The following is a 24,577-nucleotide window of genomic DNA, read 5'->3' on the forward strand; positions in this document are numbered from 1 at the left end:
TTCTTCCTATTTTTTCTCTAAAAGTTTATTCATCTCCTCAACCGCTTTATCAAGTTGAATATCACCTTTTGAAATTATTTTTTTGGCTTCCTCTTCTCCTTTAACCTCTTTTATTATTTTATTTCTGCTCTCTTTTGTTTCAGCTTCATTTACATTTGTGACAAAACCATCAAAAAATAAGAAATCATCTTTTTCTTCCACTAAGATATCTGGATTTATTCCTTTTCCATGAATAGAAACACCACTAGGAGTATAATACTTAGCTATTGTTAGTTTTATTCCATCTCCATCTGGCAAAGGTAACAAAGTTTGAACACTACCCTTTCCAAACGATTTCTCTCCAATTAGAATACCTCTTTTATAATCTTTTATTGCCCCTGAAACAATTTCAGAAGCTGAAGCACTTCCTTCATTTATTAAAACTATCAGAGGAAAATTCCCAAAATACTTTCCTTCCCTATATGCTATCTCTTCTTCACCAGTTTTTCCTTTTGTACTCACTATTTTTCCTTCTGGAATAAACATGGAGGATATCTTCACTGCCTGACCTAAAGATCCACCCGGGTTACTTCTCAAATCAAAAATAATACCTTTGGCACCCTTTTTAATCAACCCTTCCAAATCTCGACGCACATCTTTATAGACATCTTCACCAAATTGTGTCAATCTTAAATAACCAATATCTTTTCCAATCATTCTACTTTTTACATATTTTAATTGAATAATTGCTCTTTTTAATTCAACATCTTTAGTCTCTTTCGCCTCTTCTCTATAAACCGTAAGTTTTACCGAAGTTCCAGCCGCACCCTTCAGCTTTTTAACACTTTGCTCACTTGTCAATTTGTATGTACTCTCACCGTCTATTGCTATTATTTTGTCCTTAGCTCTTATTCCAGCTAAATATGCTGGTGTATCCTCTATCGGTGAAACTACAACTAAAGGCTCATCTGGTTTTTTCTGAATTACCATTCCTACACCTGCATATTTACCTTCGATATCCTCTTTAAAACTTTCTAAATCCTCTTTTGTAAAATAATTAGAATGAGGGTCATCCAATGATTCCATCATTCCCTTTAATGCTCCTTGCATAAGGGTTGTGTTAGTTGGATCCTTTTCAGCCCCTACATGATTTTCTTTTATGATATTCATAATATCAGAAAGTTCTTTTAATTCTTTTATATTTGCAATAAATCCATTATCTACAGAATATGATGGAACTGTATTGACAATCATAATTCCAGATAAAAGTAGTGCTACTCCAGCATTTCTTAACAGTTTTATCATATGGCTCCTCCCAAGTTCTTTCCTAGCTTTACAACTGATTCTATGTTGATATGTGACTCTTCCTCTCCCATTTCAAATAAAGAGATATATTCAACATTTCCTTTTGTACCTGTTATAGGTGAAAAATCTAACGATTTTAATCTAAGTCCAAATTTTTTAGCTTCCTCCATAACCATTTCTATTGCCATTATATGTTTCTTACTATCTTTTACTATTCCACCCTTTTCAATATTTTCTTTTCCTACTTCAAATTGTGGTTTTATTAATGCCATAAGTTTAGTATCATTTCTAAAAAACTTTATCAGATGCTCCATTACCTTTGTAATAGATATAAATGATACATCCATAACTATATAATCTACTTTCTCATTATCTAACTCTTCTAATATTAAATCTTTGATATGAGTATTCTCTAACGATTTCACTCTGCTATCAGTTCTTAATTTCCAGTCTAATTGGTTTGTTCCCACATCTACCGCATATACAAAAGATGCGCCATTTTGTAATGAACAATCTGTAAATCCACCTGTTGAAGACCCTACATCAAGAACTCTTTTTCCCTGTAAATCCAGTTTGAAAACATCTATAGCCTTTTCAAGTTTTAATCCGCCACGACTTACATATTTACAAGCGTCACCTTTAACTCTTATCACAGGCTCTTCATCTATTTTTATAGATGTTCCGGGCTTATCTATTTTCTTGTCATTTATTACAACCAATCCAGCCATAATTGCTCTTTTTGCTTTTTCTCTAGTTTCATAAAATCCTTTTTCAACTAGTAGAAGGTCTACTCTTTCTTTCATTAATTTCCTTCCTTTTCAAAAATCTTATCATCCTCTAGATAGTTCAACAGTGGATTTTCTAAAATCAGATTTTCAAATCCTAATCTATCGACAGCTTTTATTAATTTTTCAGTTTCTCTAACTCTCTTTGTAAAAAAGTCATCTCCTATGGGGATTTTCTTTTTACTTCTATAGTAACCTAATAACTGTTTTGTATTTTTTAATCTAAGTTCATGCTTTGCTCTTTTTAACCGGTCCTTTATAACCCCAGTCGTACAATTGAATCTTTTAGCTACTTCATCTAGATTAACACCCTCACTCATAAGCTTTAAAATTTTATCCGCACCAATTGGGTTTATTCTATGGTATTTTGCTGAATACATATCAGCTCTATGCACTATGTGAGCTTCTTTTGTATTGGGTTGAATCTTTCCCCATTTACCATGATGTGATATAACAATATGAGTTATATTTTTCTTTATTCTGTCTATTATTTTTAAATTTAAAGCCTCTTCTATCTCCGACAATACTTTTTCAGCTTCTTTAATAATATATTCAGGTTTTTTTATCATCATTTGAGAGTGAGAAAGTTTTTCATCAGCTTTTCTTATGCTTCCTTTGCTCAAATCATGAATTATTACTCCAACTACAATTGAAAAAAAGTCAACTTTCTCTCTTGCTTCTTTTAAATCTCTATAATCTCTTCTGATTTCCTCAAAAGATATTTTTAGTACATCATATGTGTGAGTTGTTACTTTAACTCCTTGATCATCATGATGATCTAAATCTAAAACCATTTCATGGCTCAGTAGAAGTTTTATAAACTTCAGTGCATTACTATTTTCCGTCATTAATGCTACCCTCTATTCTCTCTATTAGTTTTTTACCTCTCAGACCATAATCTTCCAACAATATATTTCTTGAACCGTGAGGTATTGATACGCTATCCAAAGCTATTATATTTATATTAATTTTCATTTTTTTCTCATTTAAAACTCTCAATATCTCATTGCCGAACCCACCTCTTTCATAACCATCTTCAAATGTAAATATATTCTCATATTTTGAAAATTCATTAAGAATGAAGTTGACATCCAAAGGTCTTATAGATGAACAATTTACAATAGTTCCATCCAATCCTTTTCTTAAAAGTTCTTCCTCTATATCGAGTATCTCTTTTAACATTGCTCCAGTCACCAAATAAAGGTTTTTCTTTCCTTTTTTAATCTCTTTCCATCTACCTAATTCAAAACTACTTTTTGAAGTTGTTTCCAATTCAAACGCATTTCCTCTTGGAAATCTAATTGCTAAAGGTCCCTCTTTAAAATCCTTAGAAAACTCAAGCATCTCCCTCAACTCTGTCCCTGTAGCTGGAGCAAGTACTCTATAATTTGGCATACTTAAAAACATATTTATATCATGTATACCTTGATGTGTTTTCCCATCCTCTCCAACTATCCCTGCACGATCTATTATAAATTTAACTGGCAAATTTTGTAATCCAACATCATGTATTAGCTGATCTAAAGCTCTTTGAAAAAATGTTGAATATATTGCTACATAAGGTTTCTTACCAGATATCGCCAGACCTGCTGAAAATGTTACGCCATGCCCTTCGGCTATTCCTACATCTATACATCTATCTTCAAATCTACTTTGAAATTCACCCAATCCCGTTCCTTTTACCATTGCTGCTGAAATAGCATAGATACTTCTATCATTCTCAGCTAACTCAACTAATTTTGAACCAAAAATGTTAGAATATGTCTTTCCTCCTAACTCAACCTCACCTGTTTCTGGGTCAAATGGAGATATTCCATGAAACTTTTCTTTATTCTCTTCAGCTAATTGATAACCTTTTCCTTTTTCTGTCTTTACGTGTATAAAAACTGGTCCTTCCATCTCTTTAGCTACTATTAAAGTCTTTATTAACTCCTCTAGATTATGCCCATCTATCACACCTAGAAATTGATACCCTAAGACTTCTGATATGCTCGAAGGTAGGAAAAACTGTTTTACAGAGTGCTCTATTCTCTCCAATACATTTTTTACCTGCTTTCCAACTTTTCCCCTACTTATGACACTTCTTACATCTTTTCTTATATTCATATACACATTACTAATCATCAGTCTTCCAAAAAATTTAGATAGCGAACCTACATTTTTTCCAATAGACATCTCGTTATCGTTTAATATAACTATCAAATTTTTAAGGTTTTCTCCAATATTATTTAATGCTTCCAGAGAATGTCCATTTGCTATTGAAGCATCACCTATGACCACAATAACTTTATTTTCAGGATTTGCTTTAGCTATTCCTGCTCCCGCAGAAAGAGCACTCCCAGCATGTCCAGCTATAAAAAAATCAAAATTACTTTCTTTTGGATCTGAAAAAGGACCTATTCCATCTCTTGTTCGTAAAGTTTTAAATTTTTCTTTTCGTCCTGTCAACAATTTATAAACATACGACTGATGCCCCACATCAAATAAAAGTTTATCTTTTGGCAACTCAAAAACTTCAACTATTGATTGTGTCAACTCAACTACCCCTAAATTCGGTGCCAAATGTCCACCATTTTTGCTTGTAATCTCTACAAGAGTATCTCTAATTTCTTGGCTTTCCTTTTGTAACTTGTCAATATATTCTTTATCTACCCTCATTTTTTCCACCCTTAAGCTTGAATATAACCTTTAAACACAAAAGCTACAACCACTCCTAATATAGCCCCTACTAACACCTCTAATGGACTGTGTCCTAAAAGCTCTTTTAATTTTTCATCATGCAATTTCTCTCCAACTTTTGCTGCAAACCTATCCAGTAAAGTGTTTAAAAGTCCTGCGTGTTTTCCTGCTGCTCTCCTAATTCCAGCAGCATCATACATCACCACTCCAGCTAACACAAACGAAATAGCAAATATCGCACTTTGTGTGCCATGTGCTAACCCGATAGCTGTACTTAGTGATGCCATAGTTGAAGAGTGGGAACTCGGCATTCCTCCAGTTTCAAAAATTCTTTTCATATTTAGTTTTCTATCAATAAATATCGTAGTTGCAACTTTATAAAACTGAGCTATGAACCAAGCTATAAACACTACATCTAGAATCCTATTTCCTAAAATTATTCCTTTTTCCATAGTTTCCCCACTCTCTTTTTTAATTTTTTATTTAACTGCTTTTAATTCTAGTGATATTGTCGGTTTATCCTGATTCTCTTTATAGAATATTATAGTTCTTCCAATTATTCCTACAACTTCAGCCTCTATCTGCTCAGCTATTTGATGAGCAATTTCATTTTTTTCCACTTCAGAATTTTGAAGTATTTTTACTTTGATAAGCTCTCTTGGAATTAATGCTTCTAAAACTCCTTGAGCCAATGTCTCAGAGAACCCTTCTTTTCCCACTCTAAATATTGGCTCTAAATTGTGAGCTCTCTTTCTTAAAAACGCTCTTTTTTTACTTGTTAAACTCATTTTTTCTCCTCTTTATCTTTAATAATATTTTTATACATCCATAATTATTGGCAGAATAACTGGGGTTCTCTTTATTCTATTATAGAAAAACTTTCCTGCCACATCTCTAACACTATTTTTTATAACTGTCCAATCTTTTATAGCACTATTTTCAAACTCTTTTAATTTTACTTTAATCTGCTCATTGGCCTCGTTTAAAATTTCATCCGAATCTCTAGAATACACAAATCCTCTAGTTACAATATCAGGTCCACTCAATACTTTTCCTGTTTCTTTATCTAAAGCGAATACCACAATTACTACTCCATCTTGCGATAACTGTTGTCTATCCTTTAAAACTATATGCCCTATATCTCCAACACCAAGTCCATCAACTAACGTTGCTCCCGCATTGACTTTTCCCTTTACTTTTGCACTAGATTTTGTCACTTCTACTTTACTTCCATTGGTTGCTATCACGATATTTCCTTTAGGAATCCCAGTTTCTATAGCCGTTTCCTTATGGGCCTTTAACATTTTAAACTCTCCGTGTACCGGCATAAAATGCTTAGGTTTTATTAAGTTTAACATCAATTTTTGTTCCTCTTTACTCGCGTGTCCTGAAACGTGTATCCCAGCTATTTTTTTAAATACAACTTCTGCCTCGTATTTTAAAAGACTATTTATATTATTAGAAACAGCTCTTTCATTTCCCGGAATAGGTGTCGCCGAAATTATAACAGTATCTCCCTCTTTTACCTTTGTATGTTTATGCATATTTTTAGCTATTCTCGATAATGCTGCCATAGGTTCACCTTGAGTTCCTGTACATAGGATAACAACTTTATTATCTCTCATTTTATCAACATCCGATAAACTTATCATAATATCTTCTGGAAGCTTCAGATATCCCAATGTAGATGCAATATCAAAAACTTTAATTAAACTTCTTCCATCTATTGCAATCTTTCTTCCATGTTCATGTGCAATGTTTACAATTTGCTGAAGTCTATGTACATGAGATGCAAAAGCTGCGATTATAATTCTTCCCTTCGCTTTTGTAAACTCCACTTTAAAAGCTTCTCCTACACTTTTCTCAGATGGAGTAAATCCATCAATTTCTGAGTTTGTGGAATCTGAAAGCAGTAAGTCTACTCCCTCTTCTCCAATTTGAGCAAGTCTTAAAAAGTCTACTCCATCTCCATCAACAGGCGTTAAATCAATTTTAAAGTCTCCTGTATACATCACTCTTCCCGCTGGAGTTGTGACAACAACCGCATAGGCATCCGCTATCGAGTGAGTAACACCTACAAACTCAACTTCAAAATATTTTCCAACTCTAATCTTATCTCTTCCTTTGACTTCTCTCATCTTAGGAAGTATCTTTGAAACCTCACCACTTTCAAATTTAGCTTTTATCAATGCTAACGTTAACTTTCCTCCGTGAAGTGGTACATTTTTGTCTATTTTTTGATACAAGTATGGTACCGATCCAATATGATCCTCATGCCCATGTGTGATAAATAACCCTTTTATTTTATCCTTGTTACTTTCTATATAGCTAAAATCTGGAATAACCAAATCTATTCCCAACAGTCCATCATCTGGAAAAGTAACTCCTGAATCAATAATAATAATCTCATCTCTATACTGAACTAAAGTCATATTTTTTCCAATTTCGTCCAAACCACCTAGAGGAATTACATACATTTTTTCCTCTTTTTCAGTTTTTGATACTGTTTTTTTAGTTTCCTCTTGAATCTCTGCTTTTGTAATCGGAACTCTTTTTTTTACAACTTGAGTTCTGTCCTGTTGATTTTCTTTTACTTCATCTAAAGTTTTTGTTTCAACAACTGGAGATTTCTCCACCTGTTTTGCTTTATTATAATATTTTCTTCGTCTTGTTTTTTTCTTTGTTACTTCTTTCTCCTTTTCGACAATATTTTCTAAATTCATTTCATCTCCTCATTGTAATATTCCAAATATTTATCCACAAATTTTTTAGCAACTCCTCCAGCGACACGTCCTCCTCCTCCAGCTCCTTCCAATAGAACTGTAAATACAATCTTAGGCTGTTTATCTGCCGGAAAATATCCTGCAACAAGGGCATGTGTTTCATCAAATCTCGAATTTTGAGATGATCCACTCTTTGCCCCTATAACCAATCCAGGGGTTCTTAATGCTTTTGTAGTTCCATTATCTTTTTCAACAGTATTTATTAATGCTTTATTTAAAACATCATAGTACCAGCTCGGATAATTTGTTTCATACAAAACCTCTGGTTTTATTTCTACTTTTTCATTACCATTCTCCATATAATCTACAACATGAGGCACATAAGCTTTTCCTCTATTTGCAAGACCCATATAAGATACTGCAACTTGCATAGGTGTTGCCAGAAGATACCCTTGTCCTATTGATAAGATTATTGTATCTCCTTTGAACCACCCTTGTTTAAACCTTTTCTTTTTCCACTTTTCATTCGGCAATATTCCTGCTCTCTCTCCAAAAACATCTATTTTAGATAGTTTTCCATAACCAAAACTTCCAGCTACATCAACAATTGGTTCATGTCCAAATTGATCAGCATACTTGTAATAATATGGATTTACAGATTCCACTATAGATTTTTCAAAATCAACTGTTCCATGTCCACCTTTTTTCCAAGCTCTCCAACTCCACTTTCCTATACTATAAACACCATTATCAAATATTTTTGTTTTCGGATCCAATCCATTATTAAAAAATGCAAAAGCAGAAAATGGCTTGAATACAGAACCCGGTGGATACTCTCCTGATATACTTTTATTTGTTAAGGGCTTTCTTGGATCGTTTGTTATTTGATCCCAATCCTCCTGAGAAATTTTAGAACTAAATGTAGTCAGTGAATATGTCGGATAACTTACCAATGTTAATACTTTTCCTGTTTGAGCTTCTATTGCCACTAAAGCTCCTGACAAATTTTCCTCTTGGAAAATTTGCTCCATATACTTTTGTAATCTCATATCTAAAGATAGATGTAAATCATACCCTGGGTCTGGTTCCTTACTTTTTTCAATCTTTTGAGCTCTATTTAGAGCGTTAACCTCAATATAATCATATCCCGGTTTTCCCTTCATTTGAGCGTCATAAATTTTTTCAATTCCAGTTTTTCCCACAATATCTCTTGGAGAATATCCATCCTCTTTCAAACTTTCATACTCTTTTTCTGTTATTTTTTTTACATACCCAATTGTGTGTGCTGCCAATGAATCATATATATATTTTCTTTTAGAGTAACTTTGAACCTCTAAATATGGATAATCTCCAATTTTTTCCATTAACTTGTGTGCTAAATCTAAATCCAAATCTTCGACTAAAATATTTTCTTTAGTATATGGTACAATCTCTCCATATTTTATTCTTCTTTGTAAATAATCCTCGCTGTACCCTGTTACTTCACTCATCTCTTTCAACTGATTCTCAGCTACAACCCTTTGATTCAAATACACCAATCTATACCCCAGTGTATTAGTGACAATTAACTCTCCATTAGAATCGTATATGTTTCCTCTTTCTGCATCAATTTTTCTCAATTTAACTCTATTTTTTTGAGCCAAATAATTATATTTATCTTTTTTTAAAATTTGTAAATATGCCATCCTACTTACCAGTAGTGCAAATACTAGAAAAATAAAAACTTTATATATCTCCCCTCTAAATTCGAAACTCTTTCCTAATTTTATTCCAAAACCTTTTTTCACTTAGTTGCTCTCCTCATATATAATAAATTAATTATAAAATAAATTACTGAAAACAATAATATGTTCACTATTACAAATGGACTTTTTATAAAAAATTTCCACGCTATTATCTGTAAAAGCGAAAGTATATAGAGATTTCCAATATTATAATCAAAATTTATAAAATATAGGTAATAAAAAATAATATTTATGCCCACAAACAAAAAAGCAAATGCAGGTTCTCTCGAATGAAGAGCTAATATAATTGCCAACAACGGAAATAAAAATGCTATTTTTTTATCCTTTCTATAGGATAAATAAGCCAAATAAGGCATTATTAAAAAACCTTTTGATGTTGTTTGAGGGATGTTATCCAATATAAAAATAAATAAAATTGAGATAAAATCTAGCATTTTCACTCCTTTTTAATTCTAATCTATTAAAACATTTATCTTGTTACTTAAACTATTATTTTCTAACATATTACTTATGTTTAATTTTTTTGCAATTTTTAATGCTGTATAGTAGTCTTCACTGTTGTACTCTATTACAGACTTATCCAATTTTTTAGAGTCTTCCTTTAAAGTTACATTTTTATATCCAGAGCTCTCCAGCTCTTTTAAAGCTGATTTTGCCTCAGCTGTCGTTCCTTTTATTTCAATTTTAAAATCGATATCCTTTTCTTTTCCAAGTATCAGTACAACACTTGCTAAAGTAGGTATATCACTGTCCTCTTTTATTTTGAAATATTTTTCATTGACGTTAGCCAATATATTTTCAATATTTTCTTTACTAATTTCATTAATTTTAATCAAGCTATAATTCGTATTTTTTTCATAGTTAGCCGCTGTATAAGTCAAAGCTAATTTATTTTTTAAATTCTCTCCAGTTTTTCTAGCGTATCCTCCAACTCCATTTGCATTCAATATATCCACAACTAAATTTTCCGAACCTTTTAGCTCTCCACCATATAGGTCAGCAAATAGAGACTGAGTTCCTGATGTTAAGATATATTTTTTATCATCTATCACCATCTCTGGAATATTTCTTGCATTTTTTACATTTAAAGCTATTTCACTATACTTTATAACTTTATAGTTCTGAACTTTTTCAGGTAAAAAATTATTTATTGAATCTATTACCATTTTATAATTTTTAGAATCCACCAAGTTTTTTATTGTTGTTTCCTTATCGACTTGAACATCAAAGGGTATTTTTACTGCTAATTTATCCTCATACACTACAATGATATTATTTTTACCTATTATTGCGTATCTTTCCCAGTTTTCTAAATTTTTGTTAGTTTTATTCAAATTATATGTCAAAAACACACCTAAAGCACCTATAACTATTAGTGCTAATAGTAGTCCTCCCAGAGCTCTTCCCGCTTTTTTCGTTGTTTTCTTTTGTCTACTAAACCCTTTTTCCCTTCTCATTTCCAATTAGTAACTCCTTTTCTAAATTTGAAATTTCTACTTTTACTAATTCATTGACACCAACTACCGCCTCTAAAGTTTTTACTCTTAAATAATTTTGGCTATATCCGTATGAACATCCATCTTCTTTTATCTCTTCAACTAAAACTTCTAGTTCTTTTCCTATATATTTTTCTCTTCTCTCTTTTCCCATCTCTTTTCTTAAATTTTCTAAAATTTCAGCTCTTTTCTTTTTTATATTTCCATCAATTTTATCTGTAAAAGTATTTGCCAAAGTTTTTTCTCTATCAGAGTACTGAAAAACATGTAAATCTGCAAATCCTATACTTTTTATGACATTATACGTATTGCTAAACATCTCATCTGTCTCTCCAGGAAATCCTACAATGACATCCGCTGTATATTCTATACCTTCAACATTTTCTCTAAGTTTTAGCAACCTTTCTTGGATAAGCTCTGCACCATAGTTTCTTCTCATTCTTTCTAAAACTGTATTGTCACAAGATTGCAACGATATATGTAGATGTGGCATTAACTTATTGCTGTTATCTCTCATAATTTGAATAAATCTATCAGATATCTTATCTGGATACATTGACCCTATTCTAACTCTTTCTACACCTTCTAATTTTATTACAGTTTCCAAAAGTGTTTCTAAATTAATATCAGAATCCAAATCTTCACCATAAGCACCTAAATTTATTCCAATGATAATGAACTCTTTGAATCCCTCTTTTGTCAGTACTTCAATCTCTTTGCAGATACTTTCTAAAGAACGAGATCTGCTTTTTCCTCTTCCAAATGGTATCTTGCAGTATGAACAAAAATTATTACATCCATCCTGTATTTTTATATATGCTCTTGACATCTCTCTTAAAGTAGCGAATTCATATTCCTCGTACGCTCTTTCTTCAAAAATATTCTCTGTTAATACCTTTGATTTTTTATTTTCAATATCTTGGATAAAATCTACTAGACCACTTTTGTTACTATTTCCAACAACAAAATCAATCTCTTCAATCTCCAATAGTTCTTTTGAATTTGTTTGAGCATAACACCCTGTAACAATAACAATTGAGTTGGGATTCATTTTTTTAGCCCTTCTCAACACATTTCTTGTTTTTTTGTCGGCTATACTAGTCACCGTACATGAATTGACAATATATATATCTGCCTTATTTTCAAAGCTTTCTTCTTCATATCCTACTTTTATCAATTGATTTTTTATACTTTCGCTTTCATATTGATTAACTTTACATCCCAATGTATAGAAAGCTACTTTTTTATTCTTGAAATTCATTTACTAATATTCCTCCTACTATAATTGAAGCAGTCTCAGCTCTTAGTATTCTTTTCCCCAAAGATACAGGTATCACACCTTTTTTAGTTAAGAACTCGATCTCCTCCCTATCAAATCCCCCCTCTGGACCAATTATATATAAAACTTTCTTAGGTTTATTTTCAACTCTATTTAAAATACCTCTCAATGAGTTTTCCTCTTCACACTCGTACGGAACAAATACCAAATCATATTCCTCATAATCTAATTCCACTAATTTTTTAGGTTCATCAACCTCTACTAATTTGACAGCTTGGCACTGTTTCGTCGCCTCTTTTACAATTAAATCCCACTTGTCCTTTTTTTCAGCGATTTTAGCTACACCTCTCTTTGTTAGTAGTGGCGTTATTTTGCTTACTCCAATCTCTGTTAATTTCTGAATTGTCAAATCCATTTTATCATTTTTTAAAATTCCAATAGCTGCTTCTATATATACTTCTGATGAAAATTTATCTTCATTTTTTTCTAAAATTTTAGCTTCAATTATCTTTTTTTCTATATTTAAAACTTCACAAATATATTCATATTCCCCATCTACAGCTCTTATTCTCTCTCCTAATTTTATTCTAAAAGCATTTTTTAAATGGTTTATATCGTTTTTATCTACTATTTCTATTATTTCATCCGTTATATTCTCCTTAGATATTATAACACTTATCATTATAAACTCCTATATCATATCCTTATTTTTTATTAGCTCCGCTAAAGTTGTATCTTCTAGGATTTTAGTCATAGCTATATCTAACTTACTCCAAATACAAGCCGTCGAACATTCATCATCCACACAAGAACAATTTTTACTTTTATTGTTCTCATTACAATCGATAACTTTAACTTCATCATCCAATATTTTGTATAATTCATGCAATGTAATATCTCCCGGCTCCATCGAAAGTTTGTATCCTCCATTCGGTCCTCTTTTTCCTTGAATTATATTTTCATTTTTTAATTTAAATAAAATTTGTTCTAAATATTGCACTGAAATATCTTCTGATTCCGATATCTCTTTTATCCGAGCTAGGTTCCCTTTCTGAGAAGCCTCAGCTATATATACTAACGCTTTTACTCCGTATCTAACTTTTGTACTTATTTTCATCCTCTTACTCCTTTATCCCAAAATGATTATAAGCCTTTTCTGTAACCATTCTACCACGACTAGTTCTTTTTATATAACCAATTTTAACTAAATAAGGTTCATATACCTCTTCAATTGTTCTTCTGTCCTCTCCTAGCATCAAAGCTAAAGTTTCAACTCCCACTGGACCACCACCATAATTTTCTATTATAGCTTTTATGATATCTCTATCTAATTCATCCAATCCTTGTTTATCCACTCCTAAAATGTTCAGCGCTCTTATAGCACTGTTCAAATCAACAACTCCATTTCCCTTAATTTCGCAATAATCTCTAACTCTTTTTAATAGTCTATTTGCAATTCTTGGAGTTCCTCTACTTCTTAGAGCAATCTCTTTTGCACCTTCTTCTTCAACTTTTACTCCTAAAATAGCTCCACCTCGCTTTACTATTCCTTCAAGCTCCGCCTCTTTATAGTAATCCATTCTATGTACCACACCAAACCTGTCTCTAAGGGGTGAGCTCAAAAGTCCAGCTCTAGTTGTAGCACCTATTAATGTAAATGGTGGTAACTCTATTCTTATCGATCTTGCTGATGGTCCTTTTCCAATAATAATATCCAGCTCTCCATCCTCCATAGCTGGATACAAAATCTCTTCAACTGAAGTATTCAATCTATGTATTTCATCAATAAATAGTATATCATTCTCCTCCAGTGATGTTAAAATAGCTGCTAAATCTCCTGCTTTATCCAATATCGGTCCCGAAGTTATCTTTAAGTTAACTCCCATTTCAGTAGCTATTACTCCAGCTAAAGTTGTTTTTCCCAATCCCGGTGGACCATATAAAAGAATATGATCTATGCAGCCACCTCGTTTTTTCGCAGCCTCTATAAAAATGCTCATCTTTTCTTTGAGTGACTCTTGACCAATGTAATCATTCAATCTTTTTGGTCTGAGATTTTTTTGAACTTCTCCTTCATATTCCAACTCTTCATTAGAAACTATTCTATCCATTCTTTTCTCCTTAAATAAAAACAGTTATCACAAATTGTACAACTCCAATAATTCCACCTAAAATAGCCCCAATTATCTCTATATGCTTCAACTCTTTCTTTGCCAAAGAAAAAGTTATCCTCTCTAACTCCTCCAAAGAAAAAGCGTCTACTTTTTCAACTATAATCTCTTTAAAATCAACATTTTTTTCCAAAGTTTCAAATAACATCTCTATTATTTGTTCTTTATTTTCCATTATTGATTCCTTTATAGCATCCTTTATTTTATTTAAGGCTGACTCATTTAAAAACATTGCTATCATTGGAAACCTAGTTGTTATCTCAGAAGCCAACTTTTTTTCTAATATACTATCTATTACTTTTTCCATCTCAATATCTAAATCTGCATTCTCTAATTTTTTTGTTATATCCTCTAATGATATCAGCTCATTTTGAATTGTATCTGCTAAAGTTATCCCTATCTCATGCCTTCTTTTAGGAATTAAACCTTGAATTTTAAAAAAAATTAAATTTATCTCTCTATATGGTCTAAATAACATTTTTATTGCAATATAGTTTGTTATCCATCCAATCATGGATCCAATAACTATTAAAAGTAACGCTTTTACTAACATCTTCTCACCTTTTCAATTCCTTATCAATTTTATAAATTATTATTTATTATACCATTTTATACCTATATATCCAATATATTTTTTGACCTTTTCATCTAATAATAATAAGTAAAAAAGGAGAAAAACTATATTTTCTCCTTTCTTATTTTTTATTTAGCGTACTCTACAGCTCTAGTTTCTCTCAATATTGTTACTTTTATCTGTCCTGGATACTGCATTGTTTCCTCTATTCTCTTCGCTATATCTCTAGCCATCTTTGTAGCAGCATCATCCGATACAATTTCAGGGTTTATTATAATTCTTATCTCTCTACCTGCTTGTATTGCATAAGAAGATTCAACACCGTCAAACGAAGTTGCTATCTCTTCCAGTCCCTCTAATCTCTTTAGATATGTCGATAATGTTTCTCTTCTTGCTCCCGGTCTTGAAGCCGATATCGCATCTGACGCTTGTACTAAAATAGCTTCTATACTTTCAAATTCAACTTCATTATGATGAGCCATGACAGCATTTATAACCGCCTGTTTTTCACCAAACTTTTTCAGGAATTCTCCACCAATTATTGCGTGAGAAGCTTCGATATCATGATCTAAAACCTTTCCTACATCATGTAAAAGTCCAGCTCTTTTTGCCAATTTAGTGTCTGCACCCAATTCAGCTGCTAAATTTGCAGCCAATTTAGCCACTTCAATCGAATGTGTTAAAACATTTTGTCCATAACTTGTTCTATATTTTAACTTACCTAAAGTTTTAATTATTTCCATGTGCATTCCTGGAATTCCTAACTCCAATAAAGCTTGCTCTCCAGCTTCGATAATATCTTTATCAATCTCTTTTCTAGATTTATTGACAACTTCCTCTATCTTACCAGGATGTATTCTTCCATCATTTATAAGCTTTTCTATCGCTCTTCTAGCGACCTCTCTTTTTACTCCATCAAAACTTGATAAAACAACCGCTTCTGGAGTATCATCTATAATTATATCTACTCCTGTTAATGCTTCTATTGTTCTAATATTTCTTCCTTCCCTACCTATGATTCTACCCTTCATTTCATCATTTGGTAGATTTACAACCGATACAGTAGCATCCGCAACAAATTCTGAAGAAGCTTTTCCTATCGCTGTTGATAAAATTCTCTTCGATATTCTATCTTTTTCATCCTCTAATTTATTTTCATACTCTCTTATTGCCAAAGCAGTTTCATGAACTAAATCATCTTTTAATTTAGATATTAGCATCTCTTTAGCTTCACTTCTTGTCATTTCTGAAATTCTTTCCAAAGTTTCCTCTTGAACCTTTTTCAAATCCTCTATTTCAGTTTTTTTATTCTCTAGCTGCTGATTGATCTCTTCCAACTCCACAGCTCTGCTTTCAACCTTCTCAATTTTAGCTTCTAGAGTTTCCTCTTTTTTAGCTAATCTCCCCTCTTTTTGTAACAACTCATTCTTCGCTACTTTTATCTCTTTTTCAGCTTCCTCTTTCATTTGATAAACTGTCTCTTTTGCCTTTATCTCTATCTCTTTACTTTTTGCCAAAGATTCTTTCTCTGCTCTTTCTAATATCTCTTTCGCTTTTATCTTGGCTTTTATCTTTTCATCTTCTAAATTATTAAGTTCCTCTATTTTCTTATCTATAGTAGATTTTTTATACATAACACTGAATATTATTGCAAACCCAACTATAGCTAATCCAACTCCCAATATTAAGTTCATTAGTCTCTCCTCTCTGTAAATATTATCTAAAACTAGCTATTGCTTCCTCTTCCGTTGGATAGATATCAAACAATTCATCCAATCCAATCATTTCAAATATAGTTCTTATGTGGTCATTTAATCCAACCAATTTTATATCTCCACCTAAATCTCTTACAACTCTTAATTTTCCTCTTAGTATACCCATAGCTAAGCTATTTATATGAACTAAGTCAGTAAAATCTATTACAAATTTATTTATATCAAGTTCTATTTGCTTTGCTATTCTCTCTTTCAATTTTGGTGCCACCAATGCATCCAATTCTCCGCACACTTTTATTACTCTTACATCATCCACTGTTTTTTCAGTTATTTCAAAATTTGTAGTCATATTAAACTTCCTCCTTCACTTTCTTTTCAACTTTTATTTTTGTTCCGTTAATCTTTTTTTCAACTTTAAAGTTATCCGCCATAGCTCTTGCCAAAAAAAGTCCCATTCCGCCTTCGTCTTTACTAATCTTAGATTCATCAAATCCAATGCCATTATCTTCAACTACCAAGTGAATAATATCATTATTTTTTTGAAGTTCTATAATTATATCACCAGATTTATATTCGTAACCATGTTCTATAACATTTGTTGCTAACTCATCAACAATAGATAAAATTTTCATTATATCTTTTTGCTCAACTTTCTGATGCTCTAAATACGTTTTAGTCATTGCTCTAATGATAGAAAGATTTTTTAAAGAGGACGGAACATACAGCTTTATTTCATTCTGCATTTTTTCACCTTCTCTCTGTAAATTTGGTTATTTTCCAATCACCATTTGAATATTTATACTCTACATTAAAATAAAGCACTTCTTCACCAAACCTAATTCCTATGGTATTTTCACCCAAATTTTTGGAAACTTCTGGTTTTGTAAAGTAGAACTTTACTTTAGACAAGTCATATTCCGAAAGTTTATTTATAGCATATCTCTCACTAAATGAAACGTCTAAACTCTCTTTTAAACTTATCACACTGTTCACCTGTAAATCTTTTTGAATAAGCTCCAATTTAGATACTAACTTTTCGTCAATATTTGATAAATTTTCATTATATCTTTTATCTGAATTTGAACAAGAAGCAGTCAAAATAACTAAAAATATAACATAAATCTTCTTTATCATTCAACACTTCCTTTTAAAGCTTTTCTGTACAATAATACCATACGAATACTTTTTTATCAAGACTATTATTTTCAGTAATTTTATAAAATAATATACTAGTTAAAGCATTATAAGGTATTAAACCTCTGTAAAATATCTGAAAGTATTTCATCTTGGGTCATTTTATCCAAGTCGTACCAAATATATTCATGATCATTTTTAAACCATGTAAACTGTCTCTTAGCATAATTTCTTGAATTCTTCTTTATCAACTCTTTGGCTTCCTCTAAAGTTATCTCTTTATTTAGGTACGAAATTAATTCCGAATAGCCTATAATGTTTATTTTTTTTAACACATCTCCATATTTTTTATAAAGAGATTTCACCTCTTCTAAAAGTCCATTTTCCATCATCATCTCTACCCTTAGATTTATTCTATCATATAGATGTTTTCTATCTCTTTCTAGAGCAACTTTTAAGAATTTAAAACTATTTCCTTTGATATTTTTTTTAGATAAAACCGAAAACTTCTCTCCAGTTTGATAGAATACCTCCACCGCTCTTTCAACTCTTCTTTTATTATTCGGATGAATATTTTCCGCACTTTCTAGATCAATCTCTTTCAATATTTCAAAAAGTTTCTCTCCATCTATTTTCATCAATTGTTCTCTTATAACTAAATCACTCTCTGGTAGAGCAGAAAGCCCCCTCACTACCGAATCTATATAAAGTCCTGTTCCTCCAACCAATAAAACATTTCTATCACTACGAGTTTTCAATAACTCATCTACTTTTCTTTGATAATCACCAACACTATATTTTTTTATGGGCTGAACAAAATCTATCATATGGTGCACAACTCCTTGCATCTCATGTGCAGTTATTTTAGCAGTTCCTATGTTTAGTCCCTCATACACCTGTGCTGAATCTGCTGAGATAATTTCAGCATTTAAAGCTTTTGCCAGTTTTATTGATAACTCTGTTTTCCCTACTCCAGTGGGTCCAGCTATAACTATCCCTTTCAATTTTTCACCTCTAAAATATTTTAATAGATAAAAAAGCTGAACCTAATAGCTCAGCTTAACAAACAACTCTTCATTACTCAACAAAATCAAATTCTGTATCCGCAATTCTCACTGTATCTCCATCTTCAACGCCAGCTTCCTTTAAAGCATCTTCTAAACCTAAATTTCTAAGCATATGTAAAAATGTAACAACTGATTCATCATCATGAGTTATAATGTACTTAGCCAGTACACCATCTACAATTGAACCATCTACTACAAATACTCCATCTTCATCCTGTGTTACAATAAATGGTTCTTTTCTAGTTTTATTAGCTTTTAATACTTCAATAATGTCAGTTTCTTCCTCTAACTCTTCTCTTTCTGTTTCTTGTAAAATGTTCCAAGTCCTGTTTAAAACTTCTTTTAATCCATCTCCCAAAATAACAGATACTGGAAATATTTCATTGTCTTGAGATTCTACATAAGCTTTAAATTCCTCATATTTATCCATATCCCAAATCAAATCCATTTTATTAGCTAAAACAATCTGTTTCTTATTTGCTAGTTTTTCACTGAATTTTATTAACTCATTATTTATTCTCTCATAGTCCTCTATTGGGTCTCTCCCTTCAATTCCAGCTACATCCACTATATGGTATATCATTTTGCATCTTTCGATATGCTTTAAAAATTTATCTCCTAATCCTACGCCTTCATGAGCTCCTTCAATTAATCCCGGAATATCTGCTACAACAAACGATCTCCCTTCACCAAGCCTAACAACTCCTAACTTAGGTTCTAAAGTAGTAAAATGATAATTTCCAACTTTAGACTTTGCTGCCGATATTTTATTTATCAAGCTCGACTTTCCAACTGAAGGATATCCAACTAACGCAACATCTGCTAAAAGCTTTAACTCTAATTTAACCTTTAGCTCCATTCCCTCTTTTCCTTTTCCTGCCATAGTCGGTGTTCTTCTAACTGAGTTTTTGAAGTTTGTGTTTCCTAAACCTCCTCTACCCCCTCTTAGAAGTACTCTCTCTTCACCGGGAACACTCATATCTAAAAGTAATTTTCCTGTCTCTATGTCTCTCACTTGAGTTCCAATTGGAACTTTTATCACTAAATTCTCTCCAAATTTTCCAAACATATTTTTCTTTGCACCATTTTCACCGTTTTCTGCTTGGAATAATTTCTTGTATTTGAAGTCAATCAATGTGTTTATATTAGGGTCAGCTACAAAAACTACGTCTCCGCCTCTACCTCCATCTCCACCGTCTGGACCTCCAAATTGTATACACTTTTCTCTTCTAAAAGTAGCGGCTCCATCTCCACCATTACCTGCTTTTACCGTTATAACTACCTCATCTATAAACACAGCTATCTCCTCCAATTATATTCAATCTATAATATAAAAATCCAATTCATTTCAATGCGTTAATTGTTATATTCTACACCTTTTTCTAATATTTTGCAATTAATTTTACTATGTTTTTGTTTAATATTTCTTATGTTTTATGATAAAATTAAATTATATAGATTATTTCAATTTAGGGAGGATTTTATGAATAGTTTTGGTTCTCTTTTTAGAGTACATATTTATGGAGAATCTCATGGTTCTGGTATTGGAGTTTTAATTGACGGTGTTCCATCAGGCATAAAACTCACTCTTGAGGATTTCACCATAGACCTTTCCAAAAGAAAATCTGGAAAACTTGGTACCACTCCCAGAAAAGAGGATGATATTCCCAAAATTATCTCAGGAGTTTTTAACAATTTTACAACTGGTGCCCCTATAAATATTTTTTTTGAAAATAAAAACACTGACTCTAAAGTTTATACTGATTTCAAATCACATCCTAGACCTGGACATGCTGATTTCTCTGCAACTGAAAAGTATTCTGGGTTTAATGATATTCGTGGTGGTGGTCATTTTTCTGGTAGGCTAACATTGGGTCTTGTTGCTGCTGGGGTTATTGCAAAAAAAATTTTAAATAATGTTATTTTTTCTAGTGAGATTGAATCAATCGGTCTTTTAGATAAAACTAAATTTAGTGAAAAATTGGAAAACTACCTTATTGAGACTAGAAACTCCGGTGATTCTCTAGGAGGTACAATCTCTTTAACCATTAAAAATATTCCAATTGGTTTAGGAGAACCCTTTTTTGGTTCCACCGAATCTGTTATTTCATCTATGCTTTTTTCAATTCCTGGAATTAAAGGAGTTGAATTTGGAGCTGGTTTTAAAGGAACTGAATTTTTAGGTAGCAAATTTAATGATTGTTTTATTGATAAAAATGGGAAAACTTCGTCTAATAACAATGGAGGGATTAACGGAGGAATTACAAACGGTAATGATATCTTTCTAAAAGTTGCAGTCAAACCGACCTCTAGCATTTTTAAACCACAAGAAACTTTTAACTTTAAAGAGGGAAGTATTCAAACTTTAAAAATTAATGGTAGACATGATGTTGCATTTCTTCTTAGAGTTCCCATCATTTTGGAAAATTCTGTGGCTATCGCCCTCGCAGATTTATATCTGCAAAATACAAAAAGTATTTTTTAATTTAGGAGGATAAAATGTCAAAAAGAACTGATTATATCGATTGGGATGAATATTTCATGGGAGTAGCAATTCTCTCTGCAAAACGTAGCAAAGATCCCGGAACACAAGTTGGAGCATGTATTGTAACTCCTGATAGAAGAATTGTCGGTGTTGGCTATAATGGTCTCCCTGCCGGATGTTCTGATGATGAATTTCCTTGGGATAGGGAGGGGGATTTTTTAAATAGTAAATATGCATATGTTTGTCATGCCGAATTAAATGCTATCTTGAATAGCACTAAAAATTTAAAAGGATGTACTATTTATGTTGACCTTTTTCCATGTAATGAGTGTGCTAAAAGTATTATTCAAAGTGGAATAAGTGAAATAGTTTATCTCTCAGATAAATACGATAACACCGTCTCTAATATAGCATCTAAAAAACTTTTAAACGCTGCTAACGTCAAATTAAGGCAACTAGATCCTAAATTTGATGAACTTATTTTAAACTTCAGAAAAAATGGATAGGAGGTATTTGTATGAATACTACATTAACGAGATTGGAGGAATGGATCAACTCCATGACACACTACTTTGGTGCTATCTTAGCCCTTATTGGTACTGGTGCTCTTTTAGTCCACTCTTTAAACACAGGTAATATCGGTTATATTATCGGTTCTATGGTGTTTTGTTTTTCACTTATTTTACTCTACACAATGTCTGGAACTTACCATATACTTTATGTTGGAAAAATTAAGAAAATTTTTAAAATTCTTGATCATTCAGCTATATATATTTTGATATCTGGATCTTATACTCCATATCTTCTTGGAGTTTTCGACGGGACCACCAAGTGGATTCTTTTCTTTATTCAATGGGGAATGACTCTTTTAGGAATCCTTTTTAAAGTTTTCTTCGTCGGTAGATTTAACTTTGTTTCTACTCTAATCTATCTTTTTATGGGATGGATGGTCATGTTTGTATTTAAAGATTTACAACTACTTGCTTCCCCACTGTCTCTGAAACTTTTAATTTTTGGCGGAGTTAGTTACTCTGTTGGTACTATTTTTTATCTGATGAAAAATAAAAAATTTGCTCATGGCATTTGGCATCTTTTTGTTTTAGCAGGTAGCGTTTTTAATTATTTTTCAGTATATTTTTTAATATAATATTTTTATAGGGGGAGCATTTTGCAAGATTTAAGTTTGAAGTTCGAGAAACAAAGCACCTTAACCACCATTTTAAAGTTTAGCATACCGTCATCACTTGGTGCCATTATAGGTATGCTTTGTGTTTTAACTGATAGATACTTCATCGGTCAAGTAGCTGGAAGAGAGGGCATGGCAGCCATTGCCCTTGTTTTCCCCTACGCCATGATTATAAATAGTTTCAATTTCGCATTTTCTGGAATAGCTATTATAATCGGAGTCAAATTAGGCTCTCAAGATAGAGAAGGAGCTGAAAGAGTTTTATGTACTGGATTTTTATGGATTTTTATTATGGGAACTCTTCTGTCACTTTTTTTATTTATTTTTAATATTCCAATTCTAAAAATTTTAGGAGCTACCTCTTCCAATATGGCGTCAGCCATAGAATACACAAATTTTTTAATACCTATTGCCACTTTTCAAATAATTTTAGGACAAAGTACTCTCGTGAGAGGGATTGGAGATTCCGTTACTGCTATGGGAGTGAATATTTTTACAGGCATTTTCAATGTTGTCTTAGACTATCTCTTTATTATTAAATTTGATATGGGAATTGGAGGAGCTGCGTTGGCTACTTTAATATCTACAGCTTTAAGTGCTTTTTATGTTATTTTTTATTTTTTCAAATCAGATGTCATTACATTTTCAAAACAATACTTCTCTCTCGATTTTAAAATCTTAAAAGAAATTTTTAAAATAGGAAGTCCTCGTTTTTATAACCAACTTCTACAATCTTCAGTTATTACTGTCACAAATAGACAAGCTGGAGTTTACGGAGGTGACATTGCCACCGCTGCAATTGGGATTATTTCAATCTGCAGAAGTGTTATGAATACAAGTTTACAAGGATTTAATCAGGGAACTGCGGCTATTATATCGTATACCTTTGGTTCTAAAAATTATGACCGTGTGAAGGAAGTTCTGAAAATACAACTTTATACAGTTATCAGTGTCTCAACTATCTTGGTTTTTCTCATGCTTTTCAACACTGAAAAAATAGTTTCTTTTTTTATAAAAAATGACCCTCCTCTAGTTGAATTTACAGTTTCTGCTATGAGATTAAATCTCTTTTTAATGCCTTTTACAGCTATATTTTTAGCGTGTAATAACTTTTTTCAATCTATTAAAGACAGTATTATAGCTACCAGATTTTTTATGTTAAGAATTATTATTTTAAACATACCTCTTGTTTATATTCTGGGATATTTCTTCAAAGAAATTGGCGTTTGGTTAGCATTTCCAATATCTGATACACTAGTAGCTGTAGTCATGTTCTTTTTAACAATAAAAAAAGTGAGAAAGATATCATCTGACAATTGAGTTTAAAGAAAATTTGTGTTATAATAATCTATAATTTAATAATTGGGGATGCAAAGGTTTCGACAGGGTTGTGAGGTTATAGGTAGCAGGCCAGGTTGATCGCTGTGAGAGATCAACTCATCGTTTAGATGGAAACAGAAATTACGCTTTAGCTGCATAATGTCAGCTCACCTCTGAACACTCTCTTCTGTAGGAGGGTTCAATCAAGGTGTCACTTAAAATACAGATTACCCTAGACGATTTCTCTAAGTTGTAGGGGACATTTTAGAGGATAGCTTTAGTTAGCCCTGTTTGCGGGAGTAACTATCGCGAATTCAAATAGCAGACTAAGCTTGTAGAAGCTTATGGCGCTTGCAATTTTGGACACGGGTTCGATTCCCGTCATCTCCACCAATGAAAATTTACTAACTAAATGTTTAGTTATTTAAGAATAAAGAAAGAAGACCAAATTTTTCTATTGTGAGAACTCGGTCTTCTTTTTTCTTACAAAACATTAAAAAAAAGGAGAGCAAATGTTAATAATTCCATTAGTTGAAAACAAAAAATCTGACAATGATGCTTTAAAAAATGAAAAAGGTTTAAGTTTATATATAGAAACTGGAGATAAAAAAATTATTTTCGATTTAGGTGCTACTAATATTTTTAAACAAAATGCAGTCCAACTTAATATTGAATTAAAAGATATTGATTATTTCATTGTTTCTCATGGACACAGTGACCATATAGGAGGTTTTACCTTTTTAACAAATTTTGAAAAAAGAAAAATTTTCCTACACAAATTAGTTAAAAATAATTTTTCCTTCTCTATATTTGGAATTAACTTTAACATAGGAAATAATACCCAATTTAATATTAATGGTATAGATAAAAAAATCATTGAAATTAGTCCCACTATTTTTTTTATTAAATACTTCTAAAAAAAAACCATCAATTT

25 protein-coding genes and 1 other RNA gene are annotated in these 24,577 nt (G+C 31.8%); 6 read left to right on the forward strand and 20 right to left on the reverse strand.

The features are described from left to right. Positions 1–6 precede the first annotated feature (6 nt). The 20 genes from ACWI69_RS01625 to obgE all read right to left on the reverse strand — a co-directional run bounded on the left by ACWI69_RS01625 (position 7) and on the right by obgE (position 19,949). Positions 7–1,284: a S41 family peptidase gene (locus tag ACWI69_RS01625; RefSeq protein ID WP_448820125.1), complete on the reverse strand. Its 1,278-nt coding sequence runs from the start codon at positions 1,282–1,284 to the stop codon at positions 7–9. Next, positions 1,281–2,087, reverse strand: a complete 807-nt coding sequence (locus ACWI69_RS01630) for a TlyA family RNA methyltransferase (protein WP_448820126.1) — start codon at positions 2,085–2,087, stop codon at positions 1,281–1,283. Before ACWI69_RS01630 ends, ACWI69_RS01625 begins: the two co-directional genes overlap by 4 nt. Then, positions 2,087–2,917: a phosphohydrolase gene (locus ACWI69_RS01635; RefSeq protein WP_448820127.1), complete on the reverse strand. Its 831-nt coding sequence runs from the start codon at positions 2,915–2,917 to the stop codon at positions 2,087–2,089. Before ACWI69_RS01635 ends, ACWI69_RS01630 begins: the two co-directional genes overlap by 1 nt. Beyond that, entirely contained in the window at positions 2,904–4,727 is a 1,824-nt protein-coding gene (gene dxs, locus ACWI69_RS01640) for a 1-deoxy-D-xylulose-5-phosphate synthase (RefSeq protein WP_448820128.1), read from the reverse strand. The genes ACWI69_RS01635 and dxs overlap by 14 nt, the downstream gene beginning before the upstream one ends. 11 nt (positions 4,728–4,738) lie before the next feature. Further along, positions 4,739–5,200 carry a divergent PAP2 family protein gene (locus ACWI69_RS01645; RefSeq protein ID WP_448820129.1) on the reverse strand — a complete coding sequence of 154 codons (462 nt, stop codon included), beginning with the start codon at positions 5,198–5,200 and terminating at the stop codon, positions 4,739–4,741. A gap of 27 nt (positions 5,201–5,227) precedes the next feature. Continuing rightward, positions 5,228–5,536 carry a ribosome assembly RNA-binding protein YhbY gene (yhbY, locus tag ACWI69_RS01650; protein WP_448820130.1) on the reverse strand — a complete coding sequence of 103 codons (309 nt, stop codon included), beginning with the start codon at positions 5,534–5,536 and terminating at the stop codon, positions 5,228–5,230. Positions 5,537–5,566: 30 nt separating this feature from the next. Continuing rightward, positions 5,567–7,471 carry a ribonuclease J gene (locus tag ACWI69_RS01655; protein WP_448820131.1) on the reverse strand — a complete coding sequence of 635 codons (1,905 nt, stop codon included), beginning with the start codon at positions 7,469–7,471 and terminating at the stop codon, positions 5,567–5,569. After that, entirely contained in the window at positions 7,468–9,258 is a 1,791-nt protein-coding gene (gene mrdA / locus ACWI69_RS01660) for a penicillin-binding protein 2 (protein ID WP_448820132.1), read from the reverse strand. The genes ACWI69_RS01655 and mrdA overlap by 4 nt, the downstream gene beginning before the upstream one ends. A 410-nt stretch (positions 9,259–9,668) precedes the next feature. Next, a complete protein-coding gene (locus tag ACWI69_RS01665; protein ID WP_448820189.1) occupies positions 9,669–10,673 on the reverse strand; it encodes a LytR C-terminal domain-containing protein in 1,005 nt (334 codons plus the stop codon). After that, positions 10,651–11,973: a tRNA (N(6)-L-threonylcarbamoyladenosine(37)-C(2))-methylthiotransferase MtaB gene (gene mtaB / locus ACWI69_RS01670; RefSeq protein WP_448820133.1), complete on the reverse strand. Its 1,323-nt coding sequence runs from the start codon at positions 11,971–11,973 to the stop codon at positions 10,651–10,653. Before mtaB ends, ACWI69_RS01665 begins: the two co-directional genes overlap by 23 nt. Continuing rightward, positions 11,957–12,673, reverse strand: a complete 717-nt coding sequence (locus ACWI69_RS01675) for an RsmE family RNA methyltransferase (protein WP_448820134.1) — start codon at positions 12,671–12,673, stop codon at positions 11,957–11,959. The genes mtaB and ACWI69_RS01675 overlap by 17 nt, the downstream gene beginning before the upstream one ends. Positions 12,674–12,682: 9 nt before the next feature. After that, entirely contained in the window at positions 12,683–13,108 is a 426-nt protein-coding gene (locus tag ACWI69_RS01680; protein WP_448820135.1) for an RrF2 family transcriptional regulator, read from the reverse strand. Positions 13,109–13,112: 4 nt separating this feature from the next. Next, positions 13,113–14,102: a Holliday junction branch migration DNA helicase RuvB gene (gene ruvB, locus ACWI69_RS01685; protein WP_448820136.1), complete on the reverse strand. Its 990-nt coding sequence runs from the start codon at positions 14,100–14,102 to the stop codon at positions 13,113–13,115. Positions 14,103–14,112: 10 nt separating this feature from the next. Then, entirely contained in the window at positions 14,113–14,715 is a 603-nt protein-coding gene (locus ACWI69_RS01690) for a DUF445 domain-containing protein (RefSeq protein WP_448820137.1), read from the reverse strand. A gap of 149 nt (positions 14,716–14,864) precedes the next feature. After that, positions 14,865–16,430, reverse strand: a complete 1,566-nt coding sequence (gene rny / locus ACWI69_RS01695; RefSeq protein WP_448820138.1) for a ribonuclease Y — start codon at positions 16,428–16,430, stop codon at positions 14,865–14,867. Between the two features lie 22 nt (positions 16,431–16,452). Then, positions 16,453–16,800: an STAS domain-containing protein gene (locus tag ACWI69_RS01700; protein WP_448820139.1), complete on the reverse strand. Its 348-nt coding sequence runs from the start codon at positions 16,798–16,800 to the stop codon at positions 16,453–16,455. Position 16,801: 1 nt separating this feature from the next. Continuing rightward, a complete protein-coding gene (locus ACWI69_RS01705; protein ID WP_448820140.1) occupies positions 16,802–17,194 on the reverse strand; it encodes an ATP-binding protein in 393 nt (130 codons plus the stop codon). 4 nt (positions 17,195–17,198) lie between these two features. After that, on the reverse strand, positions 17,199–17,585 hold the full coding sequence (locus ACWI69_RS01710; RefSeq protein WP_448820141.1) for a hypothetical protein: 387 nt from the start codon (positions 17,583–17,585) through the stop codon (positions 17,199–17,201). Positions 17,586–17,692: 107 nt separating this feature from the next. Next, positions 17,693–18,589: a tRNA (adenosine(37)-N6)-dimethylallyltransferase MiaA gene (miaA, locus tag ACWI69_RS01715; RefSeq protein ID WP_448820142.1), complete on the reverse strand. Its 897-nt coding sequence runs from the start codon at positions 18,587–18,589 to the stop codon at positions 17,693–17,695. Between the two features lie 73 nt (positions 18,590–18,662). After that, positions 18,663–19,949, reverse strand: a complete 1,287-nt coding sequence (gene obgE, locus ACWI69_RS01720; protein WP_448820143.1) for a GTPase ObgE — start codon at positions 19,947–19,949, stop codon at positions 18,663–18,665. A 186-nt stretch (positions 19,950–20,135) separates the two neighbouring features. Between obgE and ACWI69_RS01725 the strand changes: the two genes are divergently transcribed. The 6 genes from ACWI69_RS01725 (at position 20,136) to ACWI69_RS01750 (ending at position 24,560) form a co-directional block, all read left to right on the forward strand. After that, the gene (locus ACWI69_RS01725; RefSeq protein WP_448820144.1) at positions 20,136–21,137 is read left to right on the forward strand and encodes a chorismate synthase; all 1,002 of its coding nucleotides are present in this window, start codon (positions 20,136–20,138) and stop codon (positions 21,135–21,137) included. A 14-nt stretch (positions 21,138–21,151) separates the two neighbouring features. Then, entirely contained in the window at positions 21,152–21,643 is a 492-nt protein-coding gene (locus ACWI69_RS01730) for a deoxycytidylate deaminase (protein WP_448820145.1), read from the forward strand. Positions 21,644–21,654: 11 nt separating this feature from the next. After that, positions 21,655–22,284: a PAQR family membrane homeostasis protein TrhA gene (gene trhA, locus ACWI69_RS01735; protein WP_448820146.1), complete on the forward strand. Its 630-nt coding sequence runs from the start codon at positions 21,655–21,657 to the stop codon at positions 22,282–22,284. Positions 22,285–22,305: 21 nt separating this feature from the next. Then, positions 22,306–23,643, forward strand: a complete 1,338-nt coding sequence (locus tag ACWI69_RS01740) for an MATE family efflux transporter (protein ID WP_448820147.1) — start codon at positions 22,306–22,308, stop codon at positions 23,641–23,643. Positions 23,644–23,687: 44 nt separating this feature from the next. Next, positions 23,688–24,036: a transfer-messenger RNA gene (gene ssrA, locus ACWI69_RS01745) on the forward strand. 119 nt (positions 24,037–24,155) lie between these two features. After that, positions 24,156–24,560, forward strand: coding sequence for an MBL fold metallo-hydrolase (locus ACWI69_RS01750; protein ID WP_448820148.1), 405 nt, complete (start codon positions 24,156–24,158; stop codon positions 24,558–24,560). The last annotated feature ends 17 nt before the right edge of the window (positions 24,561–24,577 follow it).

This window comes from Cetobacterium sp. (assembly GCF_977044495.1).